This window comes from Shinella curvata (genome assembly GCF_022899935.1).
GTDB lineage: Bacteria > Pseudomonadota > Alphaproteobacteria > Rhizobiales > Rhizobiaceae > Shinella > Shinella curvata.
Genome location: NZ_JALJCJ010000003.1, coordinates 433,416 through 457,350, shown reverse-complemented (window position 1 = coordinate 457,350; position 23,935 = coordinate 433,416). Strand labels below are relative to the sequence as shown.

The 23,935-nt window shown below is 64.2% G+C and carries 21 protein-coding genes and 1 riboswitch; of the genes, 7 read left to right on the top strand and 14 right to left on the bottom strand.

The annotated features are described in order from the left end of the window. Positions 1–12 precede the first annotated feature (12 nt). Both gshB and MUU55_RS13715 read left to right on the top strand, forming a co-directional pair. Positions 13–957, top strand: coding sequence for a glutathione synthase (gene gshB, locus MUU55_RS13720; protein WP_244761302.1), 945 nt, complete (start codon positions 13–15; stop codon positions 955–957). Positions 958–1,273: 316 nt separating this feature from the next. Beyond that, complete coding sequence (locus MUU55_RS13715) at positions 1,274–2,803, top strand: YifB family Mg chelatase-like AAA ATPase (protein ID WP_244761301.1); 1,530 nt, start codon at positions 1,274–1,276, stop codon at positions 2,801–2,803. A gap of 868 nt (positions 2,804–3,671) precedes the next feature. On the opposite strand, the gene cysK is transcribed toward MUU55_RS13715, so the two are convergent. Both cysK and MUU55_RS13705 read right to left on the bottom strand, forming a co-directional pair. Continuing rightward, positions 3,672–4,640 carry a cysteine synthase A gene (cysK, locus tag MUU55_RS13710; RefSeq protein ID WP_244761300.1) on the bottom strand — a complete coding sequence of 323 codons (969 nt, stop codon included), beginning with the start codon at positions 4,638–4,640 and terminating at the stop codon, positions 3,672–3,674. Positions 4,641–4,769: 129 nt separating this feature from the next. Next, positions 4,770–5,387: a LysE family translocator gene (locus MUU55_RS13705; RefSeq protein WP_244761299.1), complete on the bottom strand. Its 618-nt coding sequence runs from the start codon at positions 5,385–5,387 to the stop codon at positions 4,770–4,772. A 191-nt stretch (positions 5,388–5,578) separates the two neighbouring features. Between MUU55_RS13705 and MUU55_RS13700 the strand changes: the two genes are divergently transcribed. Further along, the gene (locus MUU55_RS13700; RefSeq protein ID WP_244761298.1) at positions 5,579–6,211 is read left to right on the top strand and encodes a LysE family translocator; all 633 of its coding nucleotides are present in this window, start codon (positions 5,579–5,581) and stop codon (positions 6,209–6,211) included. On the opposite strand, the gene MUU55_RS13695 is transcribed toward MUU55_RS13700, so the two are convergent. Together MUU55_RS13695 and dut are read right to left on the bottom strand one after the other, a co-directional pair. Further along, positions 6,212–7,099 carry a GNAT family N-acetyltransferase gene (locus tag MUU55_RS13695; RefSeq protein WP_244761297.1) on the bottom strand — a complete coding sequence of 296 codons (888 nt, stop codon included), beginning with the start codon at positions 7,097–7,099 and terminating at the stop codon, positions 6,212–6,214. Positions 7,100–7,103: 4 nt separating this feature from the next. After that, the gene (dut, locus tag MUU55_RS13690; protein WP_244761296.1) at positions 7,104–7,571 is read right to left on the bottom strand and encodes a dUTP diphosphatase; all 468 of its coding nucleotides are present in this window, start codon (positions 7,569–7,571) and stop codon (positions 7,104–7,106) included. A 94-nt stretch (positions 7,572–7,665) separates the two neighbouring features. On the opposite strand from dut, the gene MUU55_RS13685 reads away from it, so the two are divergent. Next, a complete protein-coding gene (locus MUU55_RS13685) occupies positions 7,666–9,246 on the top strand; it encodes a peptide chain release factor 3 (protein WP_244761295.1) in 1,581 nt (526 codons plus the stop codon). A 67-nt stretch (positions 9,247–9,313) separates the two neighbouring features. Then, positions 9,314–9,410: riboswitch (TPP riboswitch) on the top strand. 42 nt (positions 9,411–9,452) lie between these two features. Further along, positions 9,453–10,265 carry a bifunctional hydroxymethylpyrimidine kinase/phosphomethylpyrimidine kinase gene (thiD, locus tag MUU55_RS13680; RefSeq protein WP_244761294.1) on the top strand — a complete coding sequence of 271 codons (813 nt, stop codon included), beginning with the start codon at positions 9,453–9,455 and terminating at the stop codon, positions 10,263–10,265. On the opposite strand, the gene MUU55_RS13675 is transcribed toward thiD, so the two are convergent. The 4 genes from MUU55_RS13675 to MUU55_RS13660 all read right to left on the bottom strand — a co-directional run bounded on the left by MUU55_RS13675 (position 10,262) and on the right by MUU55_RS13660 (position 13,179). Beyond that, entirely contained in the window at positions 10,262–10,873 is a 612-nt protein-coding gene (locus tag MUU55_RS13675; RefSeq protein ID WP_244761293.1) for a LysE family translocator, read from the bottom strand. The two genes, thiD and MUU55_RS13675, sit on opposite strands and share 4 nt — an antisense overlap. A gap of 130 nt (positions 10,874–11,003) precedes the next feature. Next, the gene (locus MUU55_RS13670) at positions 11,004–11,804 is read right to left on the bottom strand and encodes an AraC family transcriptional regulator (protein WP_244761292.1); all 801 of its coding nucleotides are present in this window, start codon (positions 11,802–11,804) and stop codon (positions 11,004–11,006) included. A 3-nt stretch (positions 11,805–11,807) separates the two neighbouring features. Further along, entirely contained in the window at positions 11,808–12,212 is a 405-nt protein-coding gene (locus tag MUU55_RS13665) for a GFA family protein (protein WP_244761291.1), read from the bottom strand. A 55-nt stretch (positions 12,213–12,267) separates the two neighbouring features. Next, positions 12,268–13,179 carry a pirin family protein gene (locus MUU55_RS13660; RefSeq protein ID WP_244761290.1) on the bottom strand — a complete coding sequence of 304 codons (912 nt, stop codon included), beginning with the start codon at positions 13,177–13,179 and terminating at the stop codon, positions 12,268–12,270. Between the two features lie 274 nt (positions 13,180–13,453). Between MUU55_RS13660 and MUU55_RS13655 the strand changes: the two genes are divergently transcribed. Next, entirely contained in the window at positions 13,454–14,275 is an 822-nt protein-coding gene (locus tag MUU55_RS13655) for a class II glutamine amidotransferase (protein WP_244761289.1), read from the top strand. Here the strand turns inward: MUU55_RS13655 and coaBC are convergent. From coaBC to ubiE, 6 genes are all read right to left on the bottom strand, one after another. Then, positions 14,268–15,473 (bottom strand): bifunctional phosphopantothenoylcysteine decarboxylase/phosphopantothenate--cysteine ligase CoaBC, encoded by a 1,206-nt coding sequence (gene coaBC, locus MUU55_RS13650; protein WP_244761288.1) that lies wholly within the window; start codon positions 15,471–15,473, stop codon positions 14,268–14,270. The genes MUU55_RS13655 and coaBC overlap by 8 nt on opposite strands. Positions 15,474–15,578: 105 nt before the next feature. Beyond that, positions 15,579–15,806, bottom strand: a complete 228-nt coding sequence (locus MUU55_RS13645) for a hypothetical protein (RefSeq protein WP_244761287.1) — start codon at positions 15,804–15,806, stop codon at positions 15,579–15,581. A gap of 136 nt (positions 15,807–15,942) precedes the next feature. Then, positions 15,943–16,746, bottom strand: a complete 804-nt coding sequence (locus MUU55_RS13640; RefSeq protein ID WP_244761286.1) for an ion channel — start codon at positions 16,744–16,746, stop codon at positions 15,943–15,945. 41 nt (positions 16,747–16,787) lie between these two features. Then, the gene (locus MUU55_RS13635) at positions 16,788–20,399 is read right to left on the bottom strand and encodes a tetratricopeptide repeat protein (RefSeq protein ID WP_244761285.1); all 3,612 of its coding nucleotides are present in this window, start codon (positions 20,397–20,399) and stop codon (positions 16,788–16,790) included. 80 nt (positions 20,400–20,479) lie between these two features. Next, positions 20,480–22,054: a 2-polyprenylphenol 6-hydroxylase gene (gene ubiB / locus MUU55_RS13630; RefSeq protein WP_244761284.1), complete on the bottom strand. Its 1,575-nt coding sequence runs from the start codon at positions 22,052–22,054 to the stop codon at positions 20,480–20,482. Positions 22,055–22,091: 37 nt separating this feature from the next. Continuing rightward, positions 22,092–22,868, bottom strand: a complete 777-nt coding sequence (gene ubiE / locus MUU55_RS13625) for a bifunctional demethylmenaquinone methyltransferase/2-methoxy-6-polyprenyl-1,4-benzoquinol methylase UbiE (protein ID WP_244761283.1) — start codon at positions 22,866–22,868, stop codon at positions 22,092–22,094. Between the two features lie 175 nt (positions 22,869–23,043). Between ubiE and mutM the strand changes: the two genes are divergently transcribed. Then, a complete protein-coding gene (gene mutM / locus MUU55_RS13620) occupies positions 23,044–23,934 on the top strand; it encodes a bifunctional DNA-formamidopyrimidine glycosylase/DNA-(apurinic or apyrimidinic site) lyase (RefSeq protein WP_244761282.1) in 891 nt (296 codons plus the stop codon). Position 23,935: the final 1 nt, after the last annotated feature.

The window sequence follows — 23,935 nt, the reverse complement described above, 5'->3', positions numbered from 1 at the left end:
GAGGGGACTTTCATGGCAAAGATCAAGAACGTCGCGGTCCAGATGGACCACGTGTCGACCATCAACATCGCGGGCGATTCCACCTTCGCCATGAGCCTCGAGGCGCAAAGCCGCGGCTACAAGCTGTTCCACTATACGCCCGATCGCCTGAGCCTGCGCGACGGCAGGGTTTACGCGACCGTCGAGCCGATGGAACTGCGTGACGTCAAGGGCGATCACTATACGCTTGGTGCGCCCGAGCGGGTCGATCTCTCCACGATGGATGTGGTGCTGCTTCGCCAGGATCCGCCCTTCGACATGTCCTATATCACCTCCACACATCTCCTGGAGCGCATCCATCCGAAGACCCTCGTGGTCAACGATCCGGCCTGGGTGCGCAATTCGCCGGAAAAGATCTTCGTCACCGAATTCACCGACCTGATGCCGAAGACGCTGATCACCCGCGATCCCGCCGAAATCCGCCGCTTCCGCGACGAGATGGGCGACATGATCCTGAAGCCGCTCTACGGCAATGGCGGCGCCGGCGTCTTCCATTCCACCAAGGACGACCGCAACCTCTCCTCGCTTCTGGAAATGTTCGGCCAGATGTTCCGCGAGCCCTTCATCGCGCAGCAGTACCTGCCGGATGTGCGCAAGGGCGACAAGCGCATCCTGCTGGTCGATGGTGACCCGGTCGGCGCCATCAACCGGGTGCCGGCGGAACACGATGCGCGCTCGAACATGCATGCCGGCGGCCGGCCCGAGCCGACGGAACTGACGGCGCGCGAAAAGGAAATCTGCGCCCGCATCGGCCCGGCCCTGCGCGAACGCGGTTTCCTGCTCGTCGGCATCGATGTCATCGGCGACTATATGACGGAAATCAACGTGACCTCGCCGACCGGCCTGCGCGAAGTCAGGAAATTCGGCGGTGCCGACATCGCCGCACTTCTGTGGGACGCGATCGAGCGCAAGCGCTGAGCAAACACGCGCACGTGGAAGCCACCCTGCAATGTCCTTGAATTTTGGACATTGCAGGGTGGCTTTTGTGTCTGAGGACGTTTTTGCCGGGCGTTTCGTTCGCAGCCGTCCCGGCTTCGTTCCCGAAATACAACTCAATGCAACCAAGGCGCGGAAATTTCCCGGCAAGTTCCGTCATTGTTCTTGTTTTATTCCAGATTTCATGTCAGGTTTTCAGCTGCAACCCAGAGGCGGGTTGGCGAGCTGTTTTCTGTTTGAAGGTGTTGCAGCGTCATCGCGCTCCACGGCGCTCCGCTGCGGGACAGGCGGGGCAACCATGGTGGCACGGGTCGGTACGATTGCGTTTCAGGGCATCGAGGGCGTCCCCGTCGACGTGCAGGTCATGGTGGCGCCCGGCAAGGTGGGCATGCAGATCGTCGGCCTGCCGGACAAGGCCGTCGCCGAAAGTCGCGAGCGGGTGCAGGCCGCGCTCCATGCCTCCGGCCTCTCGCTGCCACCCAAGCGCGTGACGGTCAATCTCGCGCCGGCCGATCTGCCCAAGGAGGGCAGTCATTACGATCTGGCCATCGCGCTCGGCCTCATGGTGGCGCTCGGCGCCGTGCCGGGCGATGCGCTGGAGGACTTTCTCGTCATCGGCGAGCTCAATCTCGACGGCACGATTTCGCCCGTCGCCGGTGCCCTTCCCGCCGCCATGGGCGCCAATGCGCTCGGCAAGGGCCTCATCTGTCCGGCGGAGAACGGCGCGGAGGCGGCCTGGGCGGGCGGCGGGCTCGATATCCTCGCCCCGCGCAGCCTCATCGCGCTCGCCAACCACTTCAAGGGAACCCAGGCTCTCGGCCGCCCGACGCCGGCGATCCGCGCCGCTCCCGGCGATCTGCCCGATCTTGCGGATATCCGCGGTCAGGAAAGCGCCAAGCGCGCATTGGAGGTGGCGGCGGCCGGCAGCCACAATCTCCTGATGGTCGGGCCGCCCGGCTCGGGAAAATCCATGCTCGCCGCACGGCTCGCCGCCATCCTGCCGCCACTCGCCCCGGCCGAACTGCTGGAAGTGTCGATGATCCATTCCATCGCCGGGCAGCTTTCAGGCGGGCGCCTGTCGGACCGTCGCCCCTTCCGCGCGCCGCACCATTCCGCCACCATGGCGGCGCTGGTGGGCGGTGGCCCGCGGGCACGGCCGGGTGAGGTCTCGCTCGCGCACAATGGCGTGCTCTTCCTCGACGAGCTGCCGGAGTTCACGCCGCAGGCGCTCGATGCCCTGCGTCAGCCGCTCGAAACCGGGGAATGCATCATTGCCCGCGCCAATCACCGTGTCAGCTATCCCGCCGCCGTCCAGCTGGTCGCGGCGATGAATCCCTGCCGCTGCGGCATGGCGGGGGAGCCTGGCCGCAGCTGCGCCCGCGGCCCGCGCTGCATGAGCGACTATCAGGCCCGCGTCTCCGGTCCGCTGATGGATCGCATCGATATCCGCATCGACGTGCCCGCCGTTTCGGCATCCGACCTGATCCGGCCCATGGCCGGAGAATCGAGCGCTGTGGTGGCAAAGCGCGTTGCCCACGCCCGCGCCCTGCAGACCGATCGCTTCGCCCGTCTCGGCATGGCGTCGGTGACGAGCAATGCGCGCGCCTCGACTGCATTGGTGGAGAAAGTGGCCGAACCAGACCCCGCCGGCCTCCAGCTCTTGCGCGATGCCGCGGAGAAGATGCGTTTTTCGGCCCGCGGCTACCACCGCGTCCTCAAGGTCGCCCGTACTCTCGCCGATCTGGACCAGGTCGCAATCGTCGGCCGCATCCATCTGGCGGAGGCGATTTCCTATCGCATTGCAGGTGAGCGGCTTGTAACGGTCTGATTTCTTCACGTCGTCGCTTTAGGACGCAGGCTCGGGCCATTGACAGGCGACGTGCTCTTATTGGGAGATCTGAGCATCCGAGGTGAAGAGAAACGCGCGTGCCACCCGGCCAGGAGTTGCGGGCGGGTGGAGGCAATCATGATCTGTAAAACCATAGATACGGAATAGCAGAGATTGGTAGAACGCCCAGCGTTTATGCTTGGCTTGATGGTCTTGGGAAACCCGCTATCTTGCGGCCATTTGCGGAAAGCCGAAGTGCGGTAACAGTAGCCGTCATCGAAATGTACATTCCAGATTATGTCCTGAAAGACGCTTACGCGCATTCGTCTTGCCATTGGGGCGAACTCTATCACAGCGCGGTCTGTGGCTGCTTTTACTGCTGCGAAACTTTCAGCTTCAATGAGATAGAAGAATGGGTCGATAACGGCGTTACAGCCCTGTGCCCAGAGTGCGGCATCGATTCCGTTATAGGAGATGCGTCAGGCTATCCCATTGAAGAAAGACATTTCCTCAATGCCATGCACGACTATTGGTTTTCCTAAGCAGATCGAGCGCCTGCCATGGCGTTCTCAAATGCCAGCGGCAGGATTCAGGCTTACCATGCAACTGATATTCGAACAGGCCGGACCAGATGCGTGTGTAGGCGAGCGGCGGCGTAGAAGGCAGCTGCACGGTTGATGTCGCGAGCGCCGAGGGAGAAATGATGAAGCATGACGGAGAGGATAATAGCCTGTTTGGCGGTGATCGCCGCATGGCCAAGCCATGCGGCGATCTTGTCATGTAGCCTTTAAGCCGAAGCGCGTTCGGATGATGCGGTAAAGCAAAACGCTTGGCCAAATCCGGCGAGCCAGAGCTTGCCGAGAAGGCCTTAGCTTGCGAGCCCCTCGAAGAGCGCGGTCGAGAGATAGCGCTCGGCAAAGGACGGGATGATGACGACGATGGTTTTTCCGGCGTTTTCCGGGCGGCTGCCCACCTTCGCGGCGGCGGCGAGTGCAGCCCCCGAGGAAATGCCGACCGGCACACCTTCGAGCCTTGCGACAAGACGGGCATTGGCGAAGGCTTCGTCATTGCCGACGGTCACGACCTCGTCATAGACGTCCCGGTCGAGAATGGCGGGCGCGAACCCCGCGCCGATGCCCTGGATCTTGTGCGGGCCGGGATTGCCGCCCGAGAGCACGGGGCTGTCGGCGGGCTCGACGGCCACCACCTTGAAACCGGGTTTTCTGGCCTTCAGCACCTGGCCCGCGCCGGTGATCGTGCCGCCCGTGCCGATGCCCGACACGAGAATATCGACGGCACCGTCGGTGTCGTTCCAGATCTCCTCGGCCGTCGTCTTGCGGTGGATCTCCGGGTTTGCCGGGTTTTCGAACTGCTGGGGGATGACGGCGCCGGGAATGGTGCCGGCCAGCTCCTCGGCCATGGCAATGGCGCCCTTCATGCCCTTCGGCCCCTCGGTCAGCACCAGCTCGGCGCCGAGCAGGGCGAGCATCTTGCGCCGTTCGACCGACATGGTCTCCGGCATGGTCAGGATGAGGCGATAGCCCTTGGCGGCGGCTGCGAAGGCGAGCGCGATGCCGGTGTTGCCGGAGGTCGGCTCGACCAGCGTCGATTTGCCGGGTGTGATCTTGCCCTGGGCTTCCAGCGCTTCGATCATCGCCACCCCGATGCGGTCCTTCACCGAAGCGATCGGATTGAAGAATTCGAGTTTGGCGAGAAGATTGGCGACGACGCCCTTTTCCTTGGCAAACTTGTCGAGCCGCACGATCGGCGTGTCGCCGATGGTCTCGGTGATGGAAGCGTAAATCCGGCCCCGGCCGGGTTTGCGTGTGTCGCTCATCGGGTACTCCCTCGTTTCTCGTCAAGGGAAGATAGGAAGGAATAGGGCGCGAGACGAGTCCGGATTTCGCGACAAAACCGCTTCAGGCGGAATATTCGGTTTGTTCAACGGGAAAAGACGGCGAAACCGTCATGCCGCGCGGGTGGCGATATAGGCTGCGGTGCCCGCAAGAATGCCCGCGGCGACGCGGTTCAGCCGTTGCAGAGCCCTCGGCTGCTTGAGCAGAACGCGGGCGCGCGAGGCGAGCGCGATATAGGGCACGACCACGATGAGCAGAACGACGAAGGTGGCGGCCAGCAGCACGCCGTAATCCTTGAGGCCGATCGCGCCGAGATCGACCAGTGTCGGCACGAGCGCGACATAGAACAGCATGGTTTTCGGATTGCCGAGCGTCACGAACAGGCCGGACAGAAAGGACATGGTGATGCTGGTGGAGCGCTGCTCCTCGATATTCTGCGGCAGTAATCCGCCCGTCCAGAGCTTCCAGGCGATATAGCCGAGATAGAGCGCACCGGCGATCTTGATTATCATGAAGGCGGTCGTGAAGGTCTGGGCGATGAAGGCGAGGCCCAGAATGACCGCGGTCAGATAGACCATGTCGCCGAGAATGAGGCCAAGCCCCATGAAGAAGGTGGGGCGGAAGCCGGAGCCGAGCGCACGGGCGACGATCGCCGTGATGCCGGGACCCGGAATAATGGCGGCAATGAACAGCGCGCCGCTATAGGCGATGAGGACGGCGAGGGTCATGGGGGGCTCCTTGAAGCTTGCCTTTTACGCCCGGCGGCGGCTTCCGGCAATGGCCGCCTTGCACGCGTCAAAAGGAAAAAGGACACGTCCACTGCGGGCAAAGATCCCTCTTGTCACCGGGACAAGTGCCATCCTTGCGACGACAGCGAGTGAAGGATACTCCCTTGTTGTCCATCCAGGGGAGATGATCCGTGCCCGAACCGACCAGCCTTGCCGCCTTCGCCCTCATCGCGCTCGGCATGGTGCTGACGCCGGGGCCGAACATGCTCTATCTCGTCTCCCGCTCGATCTGCCAGGGTCCTGCGGCGGGGCTCGTCTCGCTCGGCGGTGTGGCGCTCGGTTTCGTCTTCTACCTGCTGTCCGCCGCGCTCGGCATCACCGCGCTGCTGATGGCGGTGCCCTATGCCTATGATGCGCTGCGTCTTGCCGGCGCGCTCTATCTCGCCTGGCTTGCCTGGCAGGCGCTGCGTCCCGGCGGGCGCTCGGCCTTCGAAGTGAAAGCCTTGCCGCGTGACAGCAATCGCAAGCTCTTCTTCATGGGGCTTTTGACCAATCTGCTGAACCCCAAGATCGCGGTGCTCTATCTGTCGCTGCTGCCGCAGTTCATCGATCCGGCAAAGGGCGACGTCTTTCTCCAGGCCCTCGTGCTTGGCGGCACGCAGGTCGGCATCAGCGTCAGTGTCAATGCGCTGATCGCCGTTTCCGCCGGCTCGATCGCCGCCCTTCTCGCCGAACGTCCACGCTGGGTGCTGGTGCAGCGCTGGCTGATGGGCACGGTGCTGGCGGGACTGGCGCTGCGCATGGCGACGGAAGCCCGCCGCTGATCAGAATTCCGCCATCGGCGACAATGCGAAGGGCTTTTGCGGTAGCAGGCCTTCTGAACCCCGCAGCATGAGCACCATATCGCCCGCGTCAGCGACGGCTTCAGCACCCCAATCCAGATGGTCGGGCGCAAAATGCACCCGGATTTTGGGCGGGTCGATCTGCAGGCTTGCCAGGATATCGGCGAGAGCAGGTATCCGTGCGCCGGCCACGTCGTACAGCTCGAAGGTTCCGTCCTCGCCCCATTGCCAGGCAATGACGGCGGCGGCTTCTTCCAGGAGGTCGAGCCGGATATCCGCCATCAGCGCGGCGTTGAACAGGAACATCTCGACCTGCCGCAGCGGCGCGAAACGGTCGGAAACCGGTCGGCGGGCGTTCAATAGCCGGCGAAGGAACGTCACATCCGAATCGCTTGCCATATCGAGGCGCCGCGTCGTGCTCATCCGGCCGCCTGTTGGTGGCGAGCCTTCGAAACGATGCTGCGGCAGAACTCTGAAACCATACCGCTCGTAGAGCGCCGGCTTGTCGGTCAGCAGCACCACGGCTTCAAAACCCTCGCTGTCGCAATAGTCGAGGGCGGATTCCATGACGGAGCGGAACAGGCCTTGCCCGCGATATTCTGGTCGCACCGCGCCCGATTGCAGCCCTGCGGCGCGTGTGAAAAGGCCGTTGATGACCAGCGGTATCGAGAAGGCGCTGATATTGGCGATGCAGGTGCCGGATGCGTCGAACCACGCGAAGGGCACGCCGGTCGGGTCCGGCCCGCCAAGCCGGTCGAGGATCGTCACATCGATGCCGAACGTGTCGTCGAGCAGGGCGGCAAGCGCTTGCGAGGCGGCCGGATCGCCGAAATAGTTCGCACGGAAAACGAGCGCGGGGTGGCCCGTCATCGTCTCAGCGCACGCCGGTCGAGCCGAAGCCGCCGGCGCCGCGTGCGGTTTCGCTGGCTTCCGCCGCCTCTTGTACCGCGACCTGCGTGACGGGGGCGATCACCATCTGGGCGATGCGCATGCCGCGCTCGATGACGAAGGGTTCTTCGCCGAGATTGACGAGCAGCACCTTCACCTCGCCGCGATAATCGCTGTCGATGGTGCCGGGCGTGTTGAGGCAGGTAATGCCGTTCTTGAAAGCGAGGCCGGAGCGCGGGCGGATCTGCGCCTCGTAGCCGAAGGGCACTTCGAAGACGAAGCCGGTCGGCACCAGCGTGCGCTTGCCCGGCGCGAGCGTCAGCGGCGCATCGGCTTCGACGGCGGCGCGCAGGTCCATGCCGGCGGCGCCCGGCGTCTCATAGGCGGGAAGCTCGATCCCCGCGCCATGCGGCAGGCGGACGAGCAAGAGCTGGGCTGGAGCGTGTGCGTTCATGCGGCCATAAGCCGGCCGTGGCGGCAGCGCGTCAATTGCATCTTCCCGGCGGAGCCTGTAAAGACGCCGGCAACTCACAGGATATTGCAGAAAAATGGCTGAAACCCTCGCCGAGGCGGTCTCCCGCCGCCGCACCTTCGCGATCATCGCGCACCCGGACGCCGGTAAAACCACGCTCACCGAAAAGCTGCTGCTGTTCGGCGGCGCCATCCAGCTCGCCGGCGAAGTCAAGGCGAAGAAGGACCGCATCCAGACCCGGTCGGACTGGATGAAGATCGAGCGCGAGCGCGGCATCTCCGTCGTGACCTCGGTCATGACCTTCGAATATGACGGCAACGTCTTCAACATCCTCGATACGCCCGGCCACGAAGACTTCGCCGACGATACCTACCGCACGCTGACGGCGGTCGATGCGGCCATCATGGTCATCGACGCCGCCAAGGGTATCGAGCCGCGGACGCTGAAACTCTTCGAAGTCTGCCGCCTGCGCGATATTCCGATCATCACCTTCGTCAACAAGATGGACCGCGAAAGCCGCGATCCGTTCGAAATCCTCGACGAGGTGGAAGAGAAGCTGGCGCTCGATACCGCGCCGGTCACCTGGCCGGTCGGCCGTTCGAAGTCCTTCTGCGGCTCCTATCATCTCGCTGACCGTACCTATCGTGGTTCGGATACGCAGGTGCAGCCGACGAAGATGGACGACATCGCCGAAGTCGCCAAAAACCTGCCGGAAAACGAGCGCGATGCCTTCACCGAGGAACTGGAACTGGCCCGCGAGGCGTGCCGTCCGTTCGACCGCGAAGCCTTCCTCGAGGGACATCTGACGCCGGTATTCTTCGGTTCGGCATTGCGCAATTTCGGTGTGCGTGACCTCATCAACGCGCTTGGCGCCTTCGCACCGCCGCCGCGCGACCAGATTGCCGATGTGCGCAAGGTCCATGCCGCCGAAGACAAGATGACGGCCTTCGTCTTCAAGATTCAGGCCAATATGGACCCGAACCATCGCGACCGCATCGCGTTTGCCCGCGTCTGCTCCGGCATGCTGGAGCGCGGCATGAAGGTGCGCCTTGCCCGCACCGGCAAGACCATCGGCCTCTCGGCGCCGCAGTTCTTCTTCGCCTCGCAGCGCCAGCTGGCTGATACGGCCTATGCCGGCGACGTGGTGGGTATCCCCAACCACGGCACGCTCCGCATCGGCGATACGCTGACGGAAGGCGAGGCGCTGGTCTTCGAGGGCGTGCCGAACTTCGCGCCGGAAATTCTCCGCCGCGTGCGCCTGGAAGACGCGATGAAGGCCAAGAAGCTGAAGGAAGCCCTGCAGCAGATGGCAGAAGAGGGTGTCGTGCAGCTCTTCTCGCCCGAGGACGGGTCGCCCGCTATCGTCGGCGTCGTCGGCGCACTGCAGCTCGACGTTCTGAAGGAACGGCTTCAGGGGGAATACGGCCTGCCCGTCTCCTTCGAAATGTCGCGCTTCTCGGTCTGCCGCTGGGTTTCCTCGGACAGCGCCGCGGAACTCGACAAGTTCGTTACCCAGCGCCGCGGCGATATTGCCCGCGACCTCGATGGCGACCCGGTGTTCCTGGCGCAGGACAGTTTCTCGCTGCGCTACGAGGCGGAGCGCTATCCGGCGATCAAGATGGTCGCCATCAAGGAATACCACGTCACTAAGGCGTAACGCACGCCTGCCATTTTGCCGCCTGTCACTTTCAAGATGACAGGCGGCTTTTCTTTTGCGAAACGTAGCGCCTGGACAGGGGCGTCCGCCGCAAGGCGGGCTGAGAAGCACCCTTTGAACCTGAACCGGATCATGCCGGCGGAGGGAGTCGAACGGGCGCCGTATCGTTGCGCGTCCCAAGGCCGCCTCCGTCGCAAGGAGGCTCCATGGCCGAGACGACCATCGCAAACATCCTCTCCATCGCGGGCTCGGACCCCTCGGGCGGCGCCGGCATCCAGGCCGATCTCAAGACCTTCGCGGCGCGCGGCACCTATGGCATGGCGGTGCTGACGGCGCTGACGGCGCAGAACACGCAAGGCGTGTCCGGCGTGCATCTCGTGCCGGCGGACTTCGTCGCGACGCAGATCAGGGATGTGTTTGCCGATGTGCGGGTTCATGCGGTGAAGATCGGCATGATCGCTTCCGCGGACATCGTCGAGGCGGTGGCCAATGCGCTTGCCACCCATCGGAGCACCCCGCTGGTGCTCGACCCCGTCATGGTCGCCAAGGGCGGCGCCTCGCTTCTGGCGCGCGAGGCGGTCGATGCCCTGACGCGCCGCCTGCTACCGCTTGCCACGGTGCTCACGCCGAACCTTCCGGAAGCGGCCGCCCTGCTGGGCGAGGCAGAGGCAACGGACCGCGACGCGATGGCGGACCAGGCAAGCCGCCTGCTGGCGCTCGGCCCCAGGGCTGTCCTTCTGAAGGGCGGGCATCTGCCTGGCAACCAGAGTCCGGATGTGCTGGCGACGCGCGATCGCCTGCGCTGGTTCGAGGGCGTGCGCGTCCTGACGCGCAACACCCACGGCACCGGCTGCTCGCTGTCGAGCGCCATTGCGGCGGAACTCGGCAAGGGCAGGACGCTGCCGGATGCCGTTGCAGCTGCGAAGAGCTACATCGCCGGCGCCGTGCGCGGGTCGGATGCGCTGGCCGTCGGCTCCGGCCACGGCCCACTGCACCATTTCCATGCGATCTGGAGCTAGCGGTCGGCAAGCGCCAATCGCAGCCCCATCAAACCGAGCGCGGCGGCGAAGCTGCGCTGGGTCCAGACCATGATCCTCGGCCGGCTCAGCACCTGCTGGCGCAGGCCTGCGGCAAGTGCTGCATAGAGCGCGAAGACGAGGAAGGTCATGACCATGAAGACCGCCCCAAGGACGAGCATGCGCGCGGTGACGTCAGGAGCCTGCGCCGGCACGAATTGTGGCAGGAAGGCCAGGAAGAACAGCGACAGTTTCGGGTTGAAGATATTGGTGAGGATGCCTTTCCGCACGATGCGCGGCGCCCGTTCCGCCGGTTGATCCGGCCCGAGATCGAGCGCACTCGAATCCTTCAGGAGGCTCCAGGCGATGAAGAGCAGATAGGCGACGCCGACATAGCGCAGCACTTCGAAGGCGAGCGCACTGGCATGCAGCACCGCGGCAAGGCCGACGACGCTGGCGAGGATATGCGGGATGATGCCGAGCGTGCAGCCGAAGGCAGCAAGCAGCCCAGCGCGAAAGCCGCCGCTGATGCCGAGCGCCAGCGTATAGATGACGCCCGTACCGGGCAGCAGGATGACGACGAGCGAGGTGATGAGGAATTCGGTGGTCATGTGGTGTTCCCATACTCTGAGGAGCGGGCAGGAAACACCGGAGCGGCCAGCGTGGTCTTGAACGAAATTGCAGCCAAGCAATTCCAGCAAAAGTGCGGAGCGGTTTTGCGTCCGGAATTGCGAAAAGTCGCTAGGCGAGGGCGGCGTGATACGCGCCGGGCGTATAGCCGTAGCGGCGGGCGAAATTGCGCGTCATATGGCTCTGGTCGGCAAAGCCTGCTTGCGCCGCGGCTTCGGCGAGCGGCGTTCCCGTGGCGATCAGCCGGCGGGCCAGCTCGGTGCGGCGCTGGATGAGATAGGCATGCGGCGTCAACCCCGTCACGCGGGCGAAGTCGCGCAACAGACGGAAACGGCCAAGCCCGCTTTCCGCTGCAAGGTCTTCGAGTGTGATGGCAGCGGCCGGCGTGCTGTCGAGTTTTTCGCGGGCACGATGAATGGCCGACGCGGCGATGCCGGAGCGTCTTGCCGGTTGTTCGCGCAGCACGGCCGCCAGTAGCAGTAGCAGCCGTTCCTCGTGGCCAAGCGGTGCGGCCTGCGCGTCCAGCAAGGCTGAAAGGGCCGCGGATGCAAGAGCGCCGACGCGCCCATCCGCCAGAACCGGCGCATAAAACTCCTCGCGCGGGCTGCCTTCGAATATGTCTTGCGCCGCCGTCGTGACGATCTCCGGCCGCAGATACAGCATGCGCCAGGCGCGCGGGGCATCACCGAAGGGCACGCCGTCATGCACTTCGCCGGGATTGACGGTGATGGTATTGCCGGCCTCAGCCTCGACCCGGCCGCGCCCACTTGCCGAGGTCTGCGCGCCGCGTTCGATCATGCCGATGCCATAGGTGTCGTGGCTGTGGCGTGCGAAGGTGTGGCTGCTGTCGGCGATGACGGCCTCGATGCCGTCGATGGCGGTGCGCAGGATCTGGAAGCGCCCGGCGGCCATGCTTTACTCCCGCGGCGTGCCGGGAAGGGCGGCGGTCTCGCCGAACCAGTCGGTGGCGGACGCGCACCAGATCTGCCGAACCGGCTTCAGCTCCGCGCGCTGGTTGATGCTGCCCCAGCGGATGCCCCAGGTCGATGCGGCCTCTCCCGTTCCCGTCGAGAAAAGCGGCGTGCCGCATTCGGGGCAGAAGGACAGCAGGCGTGGGCGACCGCTTCCGGCGATCTTGGTGTAGATTTTCGGCGGATTGCCGGTCAGGCGCACGGCCTCGCGCGCTGCACGCACGGTGACGCGGTAGGGCGAGCCCGTCAGCCGCTGGCAATCCGTGCAATGACAGATCGTGACCGCATCGGGGTCGATCTCGGCCTCGTAGCTCACGAAGCCGCAATGGCATTGCCCGTCGATGCGCATGAACAATCCTCCCGCCGTGCGATACGGCGGGAGGATAGAGTTTCACAGACAGGCGTCAATGCGCCGGCTTGATGAAGGTGCCGTTGCGCAGCTCGCGCATCGCCTGTTCCAGCTCGGCCTGCGTGTTCATCACGATCGGGCCGTGCCAGGCGACAGGCTCCTGGATCGGCTTGCCCGAGACGAGCAGGAAGCGGATGCCCTTTTCACCCGCCTGCACCGTCACTTCGTTGCCGGTGTCGAACACGACCAGCGTGCGGTTGCCGGAAAGGTCGCGGATGTTCAGCTCCTCGCCCTGGAACTCCTTCTCCACCTTCACGCCGAACGGCTTGGAGGCATCGCGGAACGTGCCGGAACCGGCGAAGATATAGGCGAAGGCCGAGCGGTAGGTATCGACCGGCAGGCGCTTGGTCTGGCCCGGCGGTACGGAGATGTCGAGATAGACGGGTTCGGCGGCGATGCCGTCGACCGGGCCGGTCTTGCCCCAGAAACTGCCGGCGATGATGCGGGCCACCGTGCCGTCGTCATCGACGACGACGGGGATGTCGCCGGACTTGATGTCCTGGTAGCGCGGCGCGGTCATTTTCAGCGACGAGGGCAGGTTGGCCCAGAGCTGGAAGCCGTGCATCTTGCCGGCGAAATCGCCGCGCGGCATTTCCTGATGCAGGATGCCGCTGCCGGCGGTCATCCACTGCACGTCGCCGGCGCCCATCACGCCGTGATTGCCGAGGCTGTCGCCGTGTTCGACGGAGCCGGCAAGCACATAGGTGATGGTCTCGATGCCGCGATGCGGATGCCAGGGAAAGCCGCGAATGTAGTCCTCAGGATCGTCGTTGCGGAAATCGTCCATCATCAGGAAGGGGTCGGTCATTGACGGATCGCCGAAACCGAAGACGCGGTGCAGCTTCACGCCGGCGCCTTCCATGGCGGGGCGGGCGATGCTTTCGTGTTTGACGGGGCGTATGGACATGGGGAAGTCCTTTCGTTTGGAGTGTTGGAGCCCTTATACGCTCCGCCCATCGTTCACGAAATCTGGCCGCCGCAGAACGGACTGTTCACAAAATCCTGTTCCGCCGGAAACTGCCCGTTGCATCCCCTGTCATCAGAATGACACGCATGGTGTCGTCCCGTTTACATTCGTTAACGCATTTTTACCCATTTGCGTTGAAAATCCGGGCAATGCCATGGTTAATGCGTCGGGGTCTAGCACCGGTTCGCGCCGGTCCAAACAAGCGGGAAGTGTCATGTGCCGTTGGGCAGCCTATCGCGGAGAGCCGCTTTTCCTTGAGGAACTGGTATCCTCGCCCGCGCACTCGCTGATCGAGCAATCCCACTGCGCCACCCGCGCCAAGACGGCCACCAATGGTGACGGTTTCGGCATCGCCTGGTATAGCGAGCGCCCGGAACCTGGGCGCTACCGCGATATTCTGCCCGCCTGGTCGGATTGCAATCTCAGGAGCATTGCAAGCCAGGTCCGCTCACCGTTGTTCCTCGCCCATGTGCGCGCGGCGACCGGCGGCGGCACGCGGCGCGACAATTGCCATCCCTTCGTGCACGGCATCTGGTCGTTCATGCACAATGGCCAGATTGCCGATTTCGAGCATCTGCGCCGGCCGCTTGAGACCATGCTCGACAACGACCTCTACCACGCCCGCACCGGCTCGACGGATTCCGAACTGCTGTTCCTGCTGGCGCTGCAATTCGGTCTGGCGCGCGATCCGCTCGGCGCAATGGCCGAGACCATCGCCTTCGTCGAGCGCCTCGCCGCCCATCTGGAACGCCAGGTGCTGGTGCGCTTCACCGCCGCCTTCACGGATGGCCAGCAGCTCTATGCCGTGCGCTACGCGACGGATTACAAGGCCCCGACGCTCTATGCCGCGCCGATGGGCGAGACGGGTGGTTACTGCCTGGTCTCCGAGCCCTTGAACGACGATACGGAAGCCTGGGTGGAAATCCCCGATGGCAGCGCCGTGGTGCTCGGCGAAAACGGCGTGGACGTGCGCATCTTCTCGCCCGCCGGCCGCCCGGCCAGCGCCATGGACGCGAAGCTCAGCCTCGTCAAGTAAGCCGCGTGGCGATCCAGCCGGCGAGGCGATCCGCTACATCCTCCTTGGAGAGGTCTGGCCAGGCCTCGATACCCTCGGCCGTGATCAGCTTCACGCTGTTGCGCGTGCCGCCCATGATGCCGGTTTCCGGCGAGACGTCATTGGCGACGATCAGATCCGCGCCCTTCTTCTGAAGCTTGACGCGGCCGTTGCTTTCCACGTCCTGCGTCTCAGCGGCAAAGCCGACGACGACCGTCGGGCGCTTGTCGCTGTGGCCGACGGTCTTCAGGATATCGGGGTTTTCCGTCAGCATCAGCGGCGGCGGGCCTTCGCCCGGCTGTTTCTTGATCTTTTCCGTGTTGAGTGTCGCCACGCGCCAGTCGGCGACGGCGGCGACCATCACGGCGATATCGGCGGGCAGCCGGGCCAGCACGGCGTCCAGCATCTCGGCCGCCTGCTCGACATGGATGACTTTCACGCCCTTGGGGTCGGGGATCGTGACAGGGCCGGACACGAGCGTCACATCAGCACCGAGTCGCGCGAGGGCGGCGGCAATGGCATGGCCTTGCCGGCCGGAGGAGCGGTTGGCGATGTAGCGCACGGGGTCGATCGGCTCATGGGTCGGGCCTGACGTCACCACGGCCGTGCGGCCGGCCAGCGGCTTTGCACCGCCGTCGAGCAGGGCCTCGACGGCCGCGACGATCTCCAGCGGTTCGGCCATGCGCCCGAAACCGGCCTCGCCGCTTTCCGCCATCTCGCCGGCATTGGGGCCGATGAAGGTGATGTCGTCATTACGCAGCGTTTCGACATTGCGGCGGGTTGCGGCATGCGCCCACATTTTCGGGTTCATGGCCGGCGCCACCAGCACCGGGCGGTCGGTGGCGAGCAGCACGGTGGAGGCCAGATCGTCGGCAAGGCCATTCGCCATCTTGGCCATCAGATCGGCCGTAGCAGGCGCGACGACGATCAGATCGCAGTCGCGCGCTAGCCGGATATGCCCGACATCCTGCTCGTCTTCGCGGGAAAAGAGGTCCGTATAGACATGGCCCGATGACAGCGCGCCGACGGCCAGCGGTGTGACGAATTGCTGCGCACCCGCCGTCATGACCGGCCGCACCTCCGCGCCGCGTTCGCGCAGGCGGCGGATGAGGTCGAGGCTCTTATAGGCGGCGATGCCCCCTGATATGACGAGAAGAATGCGTTTTTCTGCAAGCGGCATGGCTAGTCCCGGGCTCGAGAGGCGCAAGACCGACCCCGGATAGGACGGTCATCCCGTCCTATCCCGTTGCAGCGGCATTTCCAAGCCTCGGCCGGTGCGGTTGCCTCAGTGGCAGACCTTCACCTTCTTGATGACGAGGTTGCCGTAATAGTCGTATTTCTTGATCTTCTTCCAAAAGCACTTGGGCTTGTGCCCGTAATAATGGGTCACGAATTCCACGGCACCCGGCGAGCGGATACCGGTCGCATCCGGCATCATGCCGGCAAGCGCCGACGCGGACAGGGTACAGAAGGACAAGGCTGCGATGGCGGAAACAAGCATGATCCTGCGCATGGGACGGCTCCCCTTTGGCCCTTGGAGAATACGGTCTTGCATTGCAATGCACCGGTTGATCCGGCTTTGCTAAAGTAACATCTTCGCGCATTGCCGCAAGCGGGCCTCACTGGCAGGGACAAGGGTATTCTTGTATTCAGGCGCCTTCATCGGGAATGTTCAGCACATGGCCGCAGGCCTTGCAGTGCACGGCATCCGCGTCATGCCGCGAAAGGCCGCATTCAGGGCAGGGAAACGTCACTTTGTACGGTCGCACGATTGCCTGTGCGAGACGCACGAAAAGCGAGATGCCAACGATCATGGTGACGATGGAGGTGAGTTTTCCCAGCGTGCCGGGCAGGGTGATGTCGCCGAAGCCCGTCGTCGTGACCGTCGCGACGGAGAAGTAGAGCGCATCGACGAACCCCTCGAAACCTTCGGCGCCATAGAAGAAGTTGCTGTAGACGAAGCCGGTGACGAGGAAGAGGAAGACCAGAAAATTCACGCATGCCTGGATGATGTCTTCCAGATAGCCATAGCCGATGCGTCGCAGCGTCAGGGTCACGAGCTTGCTCTGGCTGATCGCCCAGATCCGCAGGACGCGAAGGAAGGCGAAATTGTGCAGCTGATTGGGAAAGAGCAGCGTACCGAGGATGACGATGTCCACCCAGGTCATCGGCCTGAGCGCCCAGTAGCGCAGGTTCGGCGCAATCAGCGCCCGCGCGGCAAGCTCGAAGGCGATGACCGCCGCAATCGCATAATCGACGATGACATAGGCAGGGCCGGTGCGCAGATACGGTCCGGCGATGAAGAAGACGAGCACGGCGACGTCGATGAACAGCATCGCCAGCTGAAACCGCAGCGCCTCCCGGTCCCGCCCGAAATAGAGCCCGCGCAACTGCCGGCGCGTTCGTTCGAGAAACGGTTGCGGATCGGTCACGCTTGCCTGTTTGTCGGTCATGCCGGAAGACTAGCGCCCGAACGATGGCGGTCAAGTCAGCCTTAGAACCGTGCGGTAATACTCGCGAGGACGGTGCGTCCGGGAGCGGGCAGGCCATCGGCCATATCGATGTCGTTGTTGAAAATGTTGAGCACGCGCAGTCCGGCTTCCAGATGGCCGCTTTCCGATTTCCAGCCGATTGCGGCATCCGTCGTCGAGTAGGGCTTCAACTCGATCCCGACCGGTGCGCCATTTTCGTAGAATTGCGCCCCGATACGGGAGCCGACGATGCTGTGGGCGATCGTCGCCGATATCCGTGACGGGTGGACATAGGTCAGGCCGAACTGGGCCACATAGTCGGGAATGAGCGGCACGCGCAGGGAGGGGTCCCAGAAGTCGGTCGTGTCCTTGCTCTCGTTCCAGGTAAAGGAGCCGAAAGCCCCGAGCCCGTCGCCCAGCAAGTAGTTCACGCTGAAATTCAGACGATCGATGGTCCCTGACCATGTCAGGAAGTCTGCCAGCATATCTTCCGGCGTGAGAGCGAGGCCGTGGAAACGCATATGCTGATATTCGACGGCGGTAAAAAGACGCTCGTTCCACTCGGCATCCCAGCGTACCGCGGTCGTTTCGGTCTGCGTGCCGCCGTAGGACGGAAGCTGCATCGGGGCGAGCCCGACCGTCGATACGGGCGATAGCGTGAAACTGCCCGGAAATTGCGTGTCCTGGCGGTAGTAGGCGCGCAGCCAGTGGTTCTCGTCTGGAGCCCATGATACCCCCACGCGCGTGTCGACCGGCCCCCATTCCGGCGCCTCCCCGTCGAAACGCAGGGAATAAAGGCCGGCCTGGAGCTTGAGATCGGTGGAGATGTCCAGAAGGCCGTCGGCATAAATCCGTGTTGCCGAATTGTCGCCGGAAAGGCTTCCCAGGTAGAAGGTTTCGCCGGTCGAAAGATCCGTGGCGGTTTTCGAGACCGTGAAGCTCGTTTCTGCGGCTTCCGCGCCGTAGCGAAGGGTCACGGGGCCGAGGCCAACGAGGTGACTGAGGCCGTAGACGAAGCTCCGCTGCTCGGATGCCTCGTTGGAACGGTAGACGGTTGGGTCGAGCTCGTCACCGAATTCGCGGTATTGCTGATCCAGATCGGTATCGCTGGCGACCGCAAAGGCCTGCACGATGTTGCGGTCCGAGATGATGTGGCTCCATGCGCCGCCAATCTCGCGCACATATGTTTCCGTTTCGGTGAACGGTGCCGGCGTCCACAGCTGGCCGGGATAGCCTGTCTCCTGTCGGAACGTGTTGCCGAAAATGTAGACATTGTCGGCAAGCGTTGGCCGAAGGCCGATCTCGAACAGACCTCCTTCGAGATTGCTCTCCGAATTCTCGCGTTCCGTGTGCGAGCGGGAGATATCCGCCTGGATATGGTAGCTGAACGGCACCGCCGCATAGGACATGCCTTCGACATTGATGTCGCTCGACCAGCCCAGTTCGCCGTTCTGGTCGAGCAGCGAGCTGCCGATGGTGGTCTCTATGAAATTCCGGTTCTCCAGCGCATTCCGCCCGGCCTCTGATGCGATGGAGAACGGGGAAAGCATGCGGGCTTGCAGTTGCGATGCGTCGAAATTCGATCCGGGCGCAAAGCCGTCGAGCGCTGAAAGCGGCCTGCCGACAAACGGTATGATCCGCCCTTCCGAACTCTCGTCAACGTAGCTCGACGCGACGAAGGGGTCGAAGGCCTTGTCGGCATAGAACCGTCCCCACTCGCGCAGGCCGACATTCTCAAGCGTCAGGCCGAGATAGGACAGCACCTGCTGATTGGCATCGTAGCCGGTATAGTACCCGCCCCTGGCCTGCCGGCGTCGCAGCGCTTCGCGCGCCTGCTGTATGGCATCGTTGGCGCGGTACTCGTCCATCGCTATGCCGGCCCGCATGAGGGAGATGGACGGATTGTCCCGATCAAACCGGTCGGCATTGTCAAGCGCCTGGGCGGCTCCCACGGAAGAGCCGCTCTGATAGTTGGCGATGGCAAGGCCGATCAATGCATCACCATAGGTCGGGTTGACTGCCGCAGCATCCTGCAGGACCTTCTCGCCCTCGGCCGTCTTGCCGAGCCGCAGGAGATAACGCCCCTTTGCGGCGAGCACCGCGTAGGACGTCGGATCGAGAGCTTCGGCTGCGTCGAGTTCCCTCTTCGCCGCGGCCATCTGGTCATTGTCCATCAGGAAACGTGCGTAGTTGGCGCGAACGGCCACGTTTTCCGGATTGAGGCTGGCGGCTCGCCTGTGGGCCGCGTCGGCCTCGATCGGGGCGTTGCGGTCGCTCTGGACGAGACCGATCTCGTCCCAGGCAGCGTCGTCGCCGGGGGCGATCTCGACGGCACGCTTCAGGTCGGCGAGCGCTCCATCGAGGTCGCTCGACATGACGGAGCGGTAGCGGGCATTCGTCGTCAGATAGGCGACGTCGTCGGGATCGATCGATCGGGCACGGTCCAGTGCGGCGCGTGCCTCCTCGCGCCGGTCGAGCTGGAGGGCAAGGCTCGCGCGCATGGCCGGCAGGCCGGCATCGTCCGGAAACCGTCGCTCGGCCTCCTGCAGAAGGGCGATTGCCTCGGTCTGTCCCCGCAGATGCGCGACGACCGAGGCCTGCACGGCGGCTTCGCCGGGCGTGGCGGGCGTGCGGGCGAGATAGGCCGGCACCGTCTTCTTGTCGGGATACGCGAGAGACGAGGCGATCCATTCGCCATAGTCGGCCATCACGCGTCGCTCGCCGGAGAGCTTGGGCCTTGCCTCTCGGAAGAGCCGGATCGCCTCGTCATACTGCAGCGCGTTGCCGGCGATCAGGGCCTCGACCAGAACGGCGCGGGCCTCCAGTGCGCCAGGAAGGGGGCGCGGCAGACGCGACAGCGCGTCTTGCGCCACCCTGCGGCCATCGGCGCCCAGCGCAAGTTCGGCGAGCTTCAGCCAGTCTTCCCGGCTGCGCGAGGCCTCCGGCCTCTCGAGGAGCCGCCGACGCTCGCCCCGTGCATCGACCGTGCTTTCATCCGAGACGGGCAGGGTGATGAAAATGTCGCGGATTTCGCCATAGAGCAGGATCTGCTCGCGTTCTTCGAGATTGACGAGCACATACTTGCGCGGAGCCTCGCCAAGGGTCGCCACGGCCCCTTCGCCCTGGTTGACGACAATGCTGCCATGGGCGTTGCGCAGTTCGACCGTACCTTCCAGCACGGTGAGCGTCGTGCGGTTGCCGGTGGTGTTGAGCGACCAGTCGGTGCCGCGAATGGCTGCCGCCGCCGCCGGCGTGTCGATGACGATGCCGCTGCCGCCGCGTTCGGCGCGGCCCCAGATCGTGCCGCCCTCGAGGTTCAACAGGCTGTCGGAGGTGCCGTCGATCTTGCGCACGCGCAGCACGGTCTCGCGCGCCATGCGCACCAGCGTTTTGTCGGCAAAACGGATGGCGAGGCTGCCCAAAGCATTGGTGCGCAGCGTGTCGCCAGCCAGAAGGTCCTGATTGACCTCGACGCCCTGCCAATCTCTGGTCTCGACGAACTGGACCTCTTCACCGCTTTTGCGCTCGATGACGGCGCCATCTGCTGTGGAGGCGCGCGGAAGCACGTCGGCAAAAGCCGGCACGACACCCCCAACGAACGCCATGGCGGCAACGCCCAGTCTCACAACACGCATGGAATGTTTTATCGTTCACCCTCGAAGGCGACGATATGGATGCAATTGTTCCGCGCTGTCAACGACTGGCGACAACCGGATCAGCCAACCTTCCAGGCGATGTAGACGAGTGTTGCAGCAATGACCCAGAGGGCGATTCGTCCAGAGCGGCCATGACGGGCTTCCGAACGGCCGATGGCTTCGGCGGTTTCCGCATCGAAACGCAGGCCTTTTTCGGCCATGGCGGTCAGGTCCTGCGAGAGTTTTTCCGCTTTGGCAGCGATTTCCGGGGCGGCTTCGGCAAGCCTGAGTGCAGCGTGGGCCCCGTCGCGCAGGTCCGTCAAGAGGCGCTTCGGCCCGAGATTGTCCCGGATCCAGTCGCCGACGACGCCTTCGGAGGCCTTCCACATGTTGAAGCGCGGGTTCAGCGTGCGTGACACGCCTTCCACCACCACCATGGTCTTCTGCAGCATGACGAGTTCGGTGCGGGTCTCCATGTCGAAGAGCTCCGTCACCTCGAAGAGCAGGGTGAGGAGCTTGGCCATGGAGATCGTCTCGGCCGGCTGGCCGTGGATCGGCTCGCCGATGGCGCGGATCGCCTGGGCGAAGCTGGCCGTATCGTGGTGCGAGGGCACGTAGCCGGCCTCGAAATGCACATCGGCGACGCGCTGGTAGTCACGCGTGATGAAGCCGTAGAGGATTTCGGCGAGGAAGCGGCGCTCCTTCTTGCCGAGCCGCCCGACAATGCCCATGTCGACCGCGACGATGACGCCTTGCGGATCGACGAAGAGATTGCCCTGATGCATGTCGGCATGGAAGAAGCCGTCGCGCAGCGTGTGGCGCAGGAACGACTGGATCAGCGTGTCGGCGAGCTTGTCGAGGTCGAGGCCGGCGGCGCGCAGGCCCTCGACATCCGACATCTTGATGCCGTCGATCCATTCCATGGTGACGACGTCGCGTCCGGTGCGCTCCCAGTCGACCTTGGGCACCCGGAAGCCGGGATCGTCATCGGTGTTTTCGCCGAGTTCCGAAAGGGCTGCCGCCTCCAGGCGCAAATCCATCTCGACCTTCGTCGTCTGCTCCAGTGTGCGCGTCACTTCGACGGGCTTGAGGCGGCGCGTGTTGGGCAGGATGGTTTCCTGGAGATGCGCTGCCGCATACATCGCTTCGAGATCATGCGCGAAACGCTGGCGCACACCGGGGCGGATAACCTTCACCGCGACCTTGCGCTCGCCATTGGCATCGCGCACCGTCGCGGGATGGACCTGGGCGATGGACGCAGCGGCAACGGGATCGCCGAACTCCACATAGAGATCGTCGAGCGTGCGGCCGAGCGAGCCCTCGACCGTGGCGACGGCCGCGTCCCGCGGGAAGGTGGCCATGCGGTCCTGCAAGGCGGAAAGCTCCACCGCGATCTCCGCACCCACCACGTCCGGGCGTGTCGCCAGGAACTGGCCCATCTTCACATAGGAGGGGCCGAGGCGCTCGATGGCGCGGGCAAGCCGGTCGCCGCGGTCTTCGCGCGAGGCCTTGCGGCGCTCCAGCAGGCCGGCAAAGGCGTGTGCGGTGCGGGCAAGCGGCGGCATGCCCTCGGTGGGCAGCGCCGAGACGACGCCCTCGCGCACGAGGACCCAGCCCACGCGGGCAAGGCGAAGATAGGCGCCGATCATACTCATGCGGAACGATGCTGTCTGGAGGAGAGGCGGGCCATGCTCAGAGCTTCCAGCCCGAATGCAGCGCGGCGATGCCGCCTGTGTAATTGGTGTAGCTCACGCGCAAAAAACCGGCGGTGCGGATCATCGCGGCGAAATCCTCCTGGTTGGGGAACTTGCGGATCGATTCCACGAGATACTGGTAGGGCTCGGCATCGCCGGTGATCATCTTGCCGAACTGCGGGATCGCGTTGAACGACCAGGCGTCATAGACCTTGTCGAGCAGCGGCATCTCCACCTCGGAGAATTCCAGCACCAGAAGGCGCCCGCCGCGCTTCAGCACGCGATAGGCCTCCGACAGGGCGACATCGATGCGCGGCACGTTACGGATGCCGAAGGCGATCGTATAGGCGTCGAAGCTGTTGGCCTCGAAGGGCAGATCTTCTGCATTGGCCTCGACGAAATCGAGATTGGCGGACAGGCCCTTCTTCGCCGCCCGGTCGGCGCCGACACCCAGCATCGAGCCGTTGATGTCGAGCACCGTGGAGTGGGCCAGGCGATCGGAGGCCTCGATGATGCGGAAGGCGATATCGCCGGTGCCGCCGGCAACGTCGAGCGTCCTGTAGGCGGCATCCTTGCGCGGGTTGAGGCTCGCGATCATCGCGTCCTTCCAGGCCCGGTGCAGGCCGGCGGACATGACGTCGTTCATGATGTCGTAGCGCTTGGCAACCTTGTGGAAGACGTCGTTGACCAGCGCCTGCTTCTCACCCTCGCGAACCTCGCGAAAGCCGTAGGAGGTTGCCATGCCGCCGTCTGCGGATGTGCGCTGTTCCGTCATCGTCGTCTCCATGGGCCGGTCTGTCGCAGCTCTATCGCCACTTAGACCATAGCGATTTGGCTTTGGCCGCGCTATCTGAACGCTTCGCCGGGTATATAGGACATAGATTGCCGAGAGGGAAATGCCGGAGCGCGGCAAATGCGCCCAAGGTTAAATCCCGTTCAAGGAGACGAACATGCCGGAACTGCCGGAAGTGGAAACGGTCAAGCGCGGCCTCGCCCCCGTCATGGAAGGGTCGAGGATTCGCCGGGCAGAGCTGCGGCGTCCGGATTTGCGGTTTCCCTTTCCGCCCGCCTTCGCCGAAAAGCTGGAGGGACGGCGCGTCACATCGCTTGGCCGGCGTGCCAAATATCTGCTGATCGATCTCGAGGGCGGCGATGTCGTCATCGCCCATCTCGGCATGTCCGGCTCTTTCAGGGTGGAGGGGGCAGACGCCGTCGAGGCGCCCGGCGACTTCCATATGCCGCGCAGCAAGGACACGCGCCACGACCACGTCGTCTTCCATCTGGAGACACCGGAGGGCGAGCGCCGCGTCGTCTATAACGACCCGCGCCGCTTCGGCTTCATGGATCTCGCCAAGCGCGAGGACATTGCCGCTCACGCCTTCTTCCGCGATCTCGGCGCCGAGCCGACGGGCAACACGCTCGATGCGGATTACATTGCCGCGAAGTTTCGCGGCCGGCAGACGCCGCTGAAGGCGGCCCTGCTCGATCAGAAGAATATTGCCGGCCTCGGCAACATCTATGTCTGCGAGGCGTTGTGGCGGTCGCATCTGTCGCCGGAGCGTCATGCCGGTACGCTTGTGACGGCGGCGGGCAAGCCCAAGACGGAACTTCTCGCGCTGACCGAGGCGATCCGGCAGGTCATCGCCGATGCCATCGAGGCCGGCGGCTCGACGCTGCGCGACCATATTCGCGCCGATGGCTCGCTCGGCTACTTCCAGCATTCCTTTTCCGCCTACGACCGTGCGGGAGAGCCTTGCCGGACACCCGGCTGCGGCGGCACGATCGGCCGAATCGTGCAGAGCGGGCGATCGACGTTTTATTGTGCCGACTGCCAGAAATAAC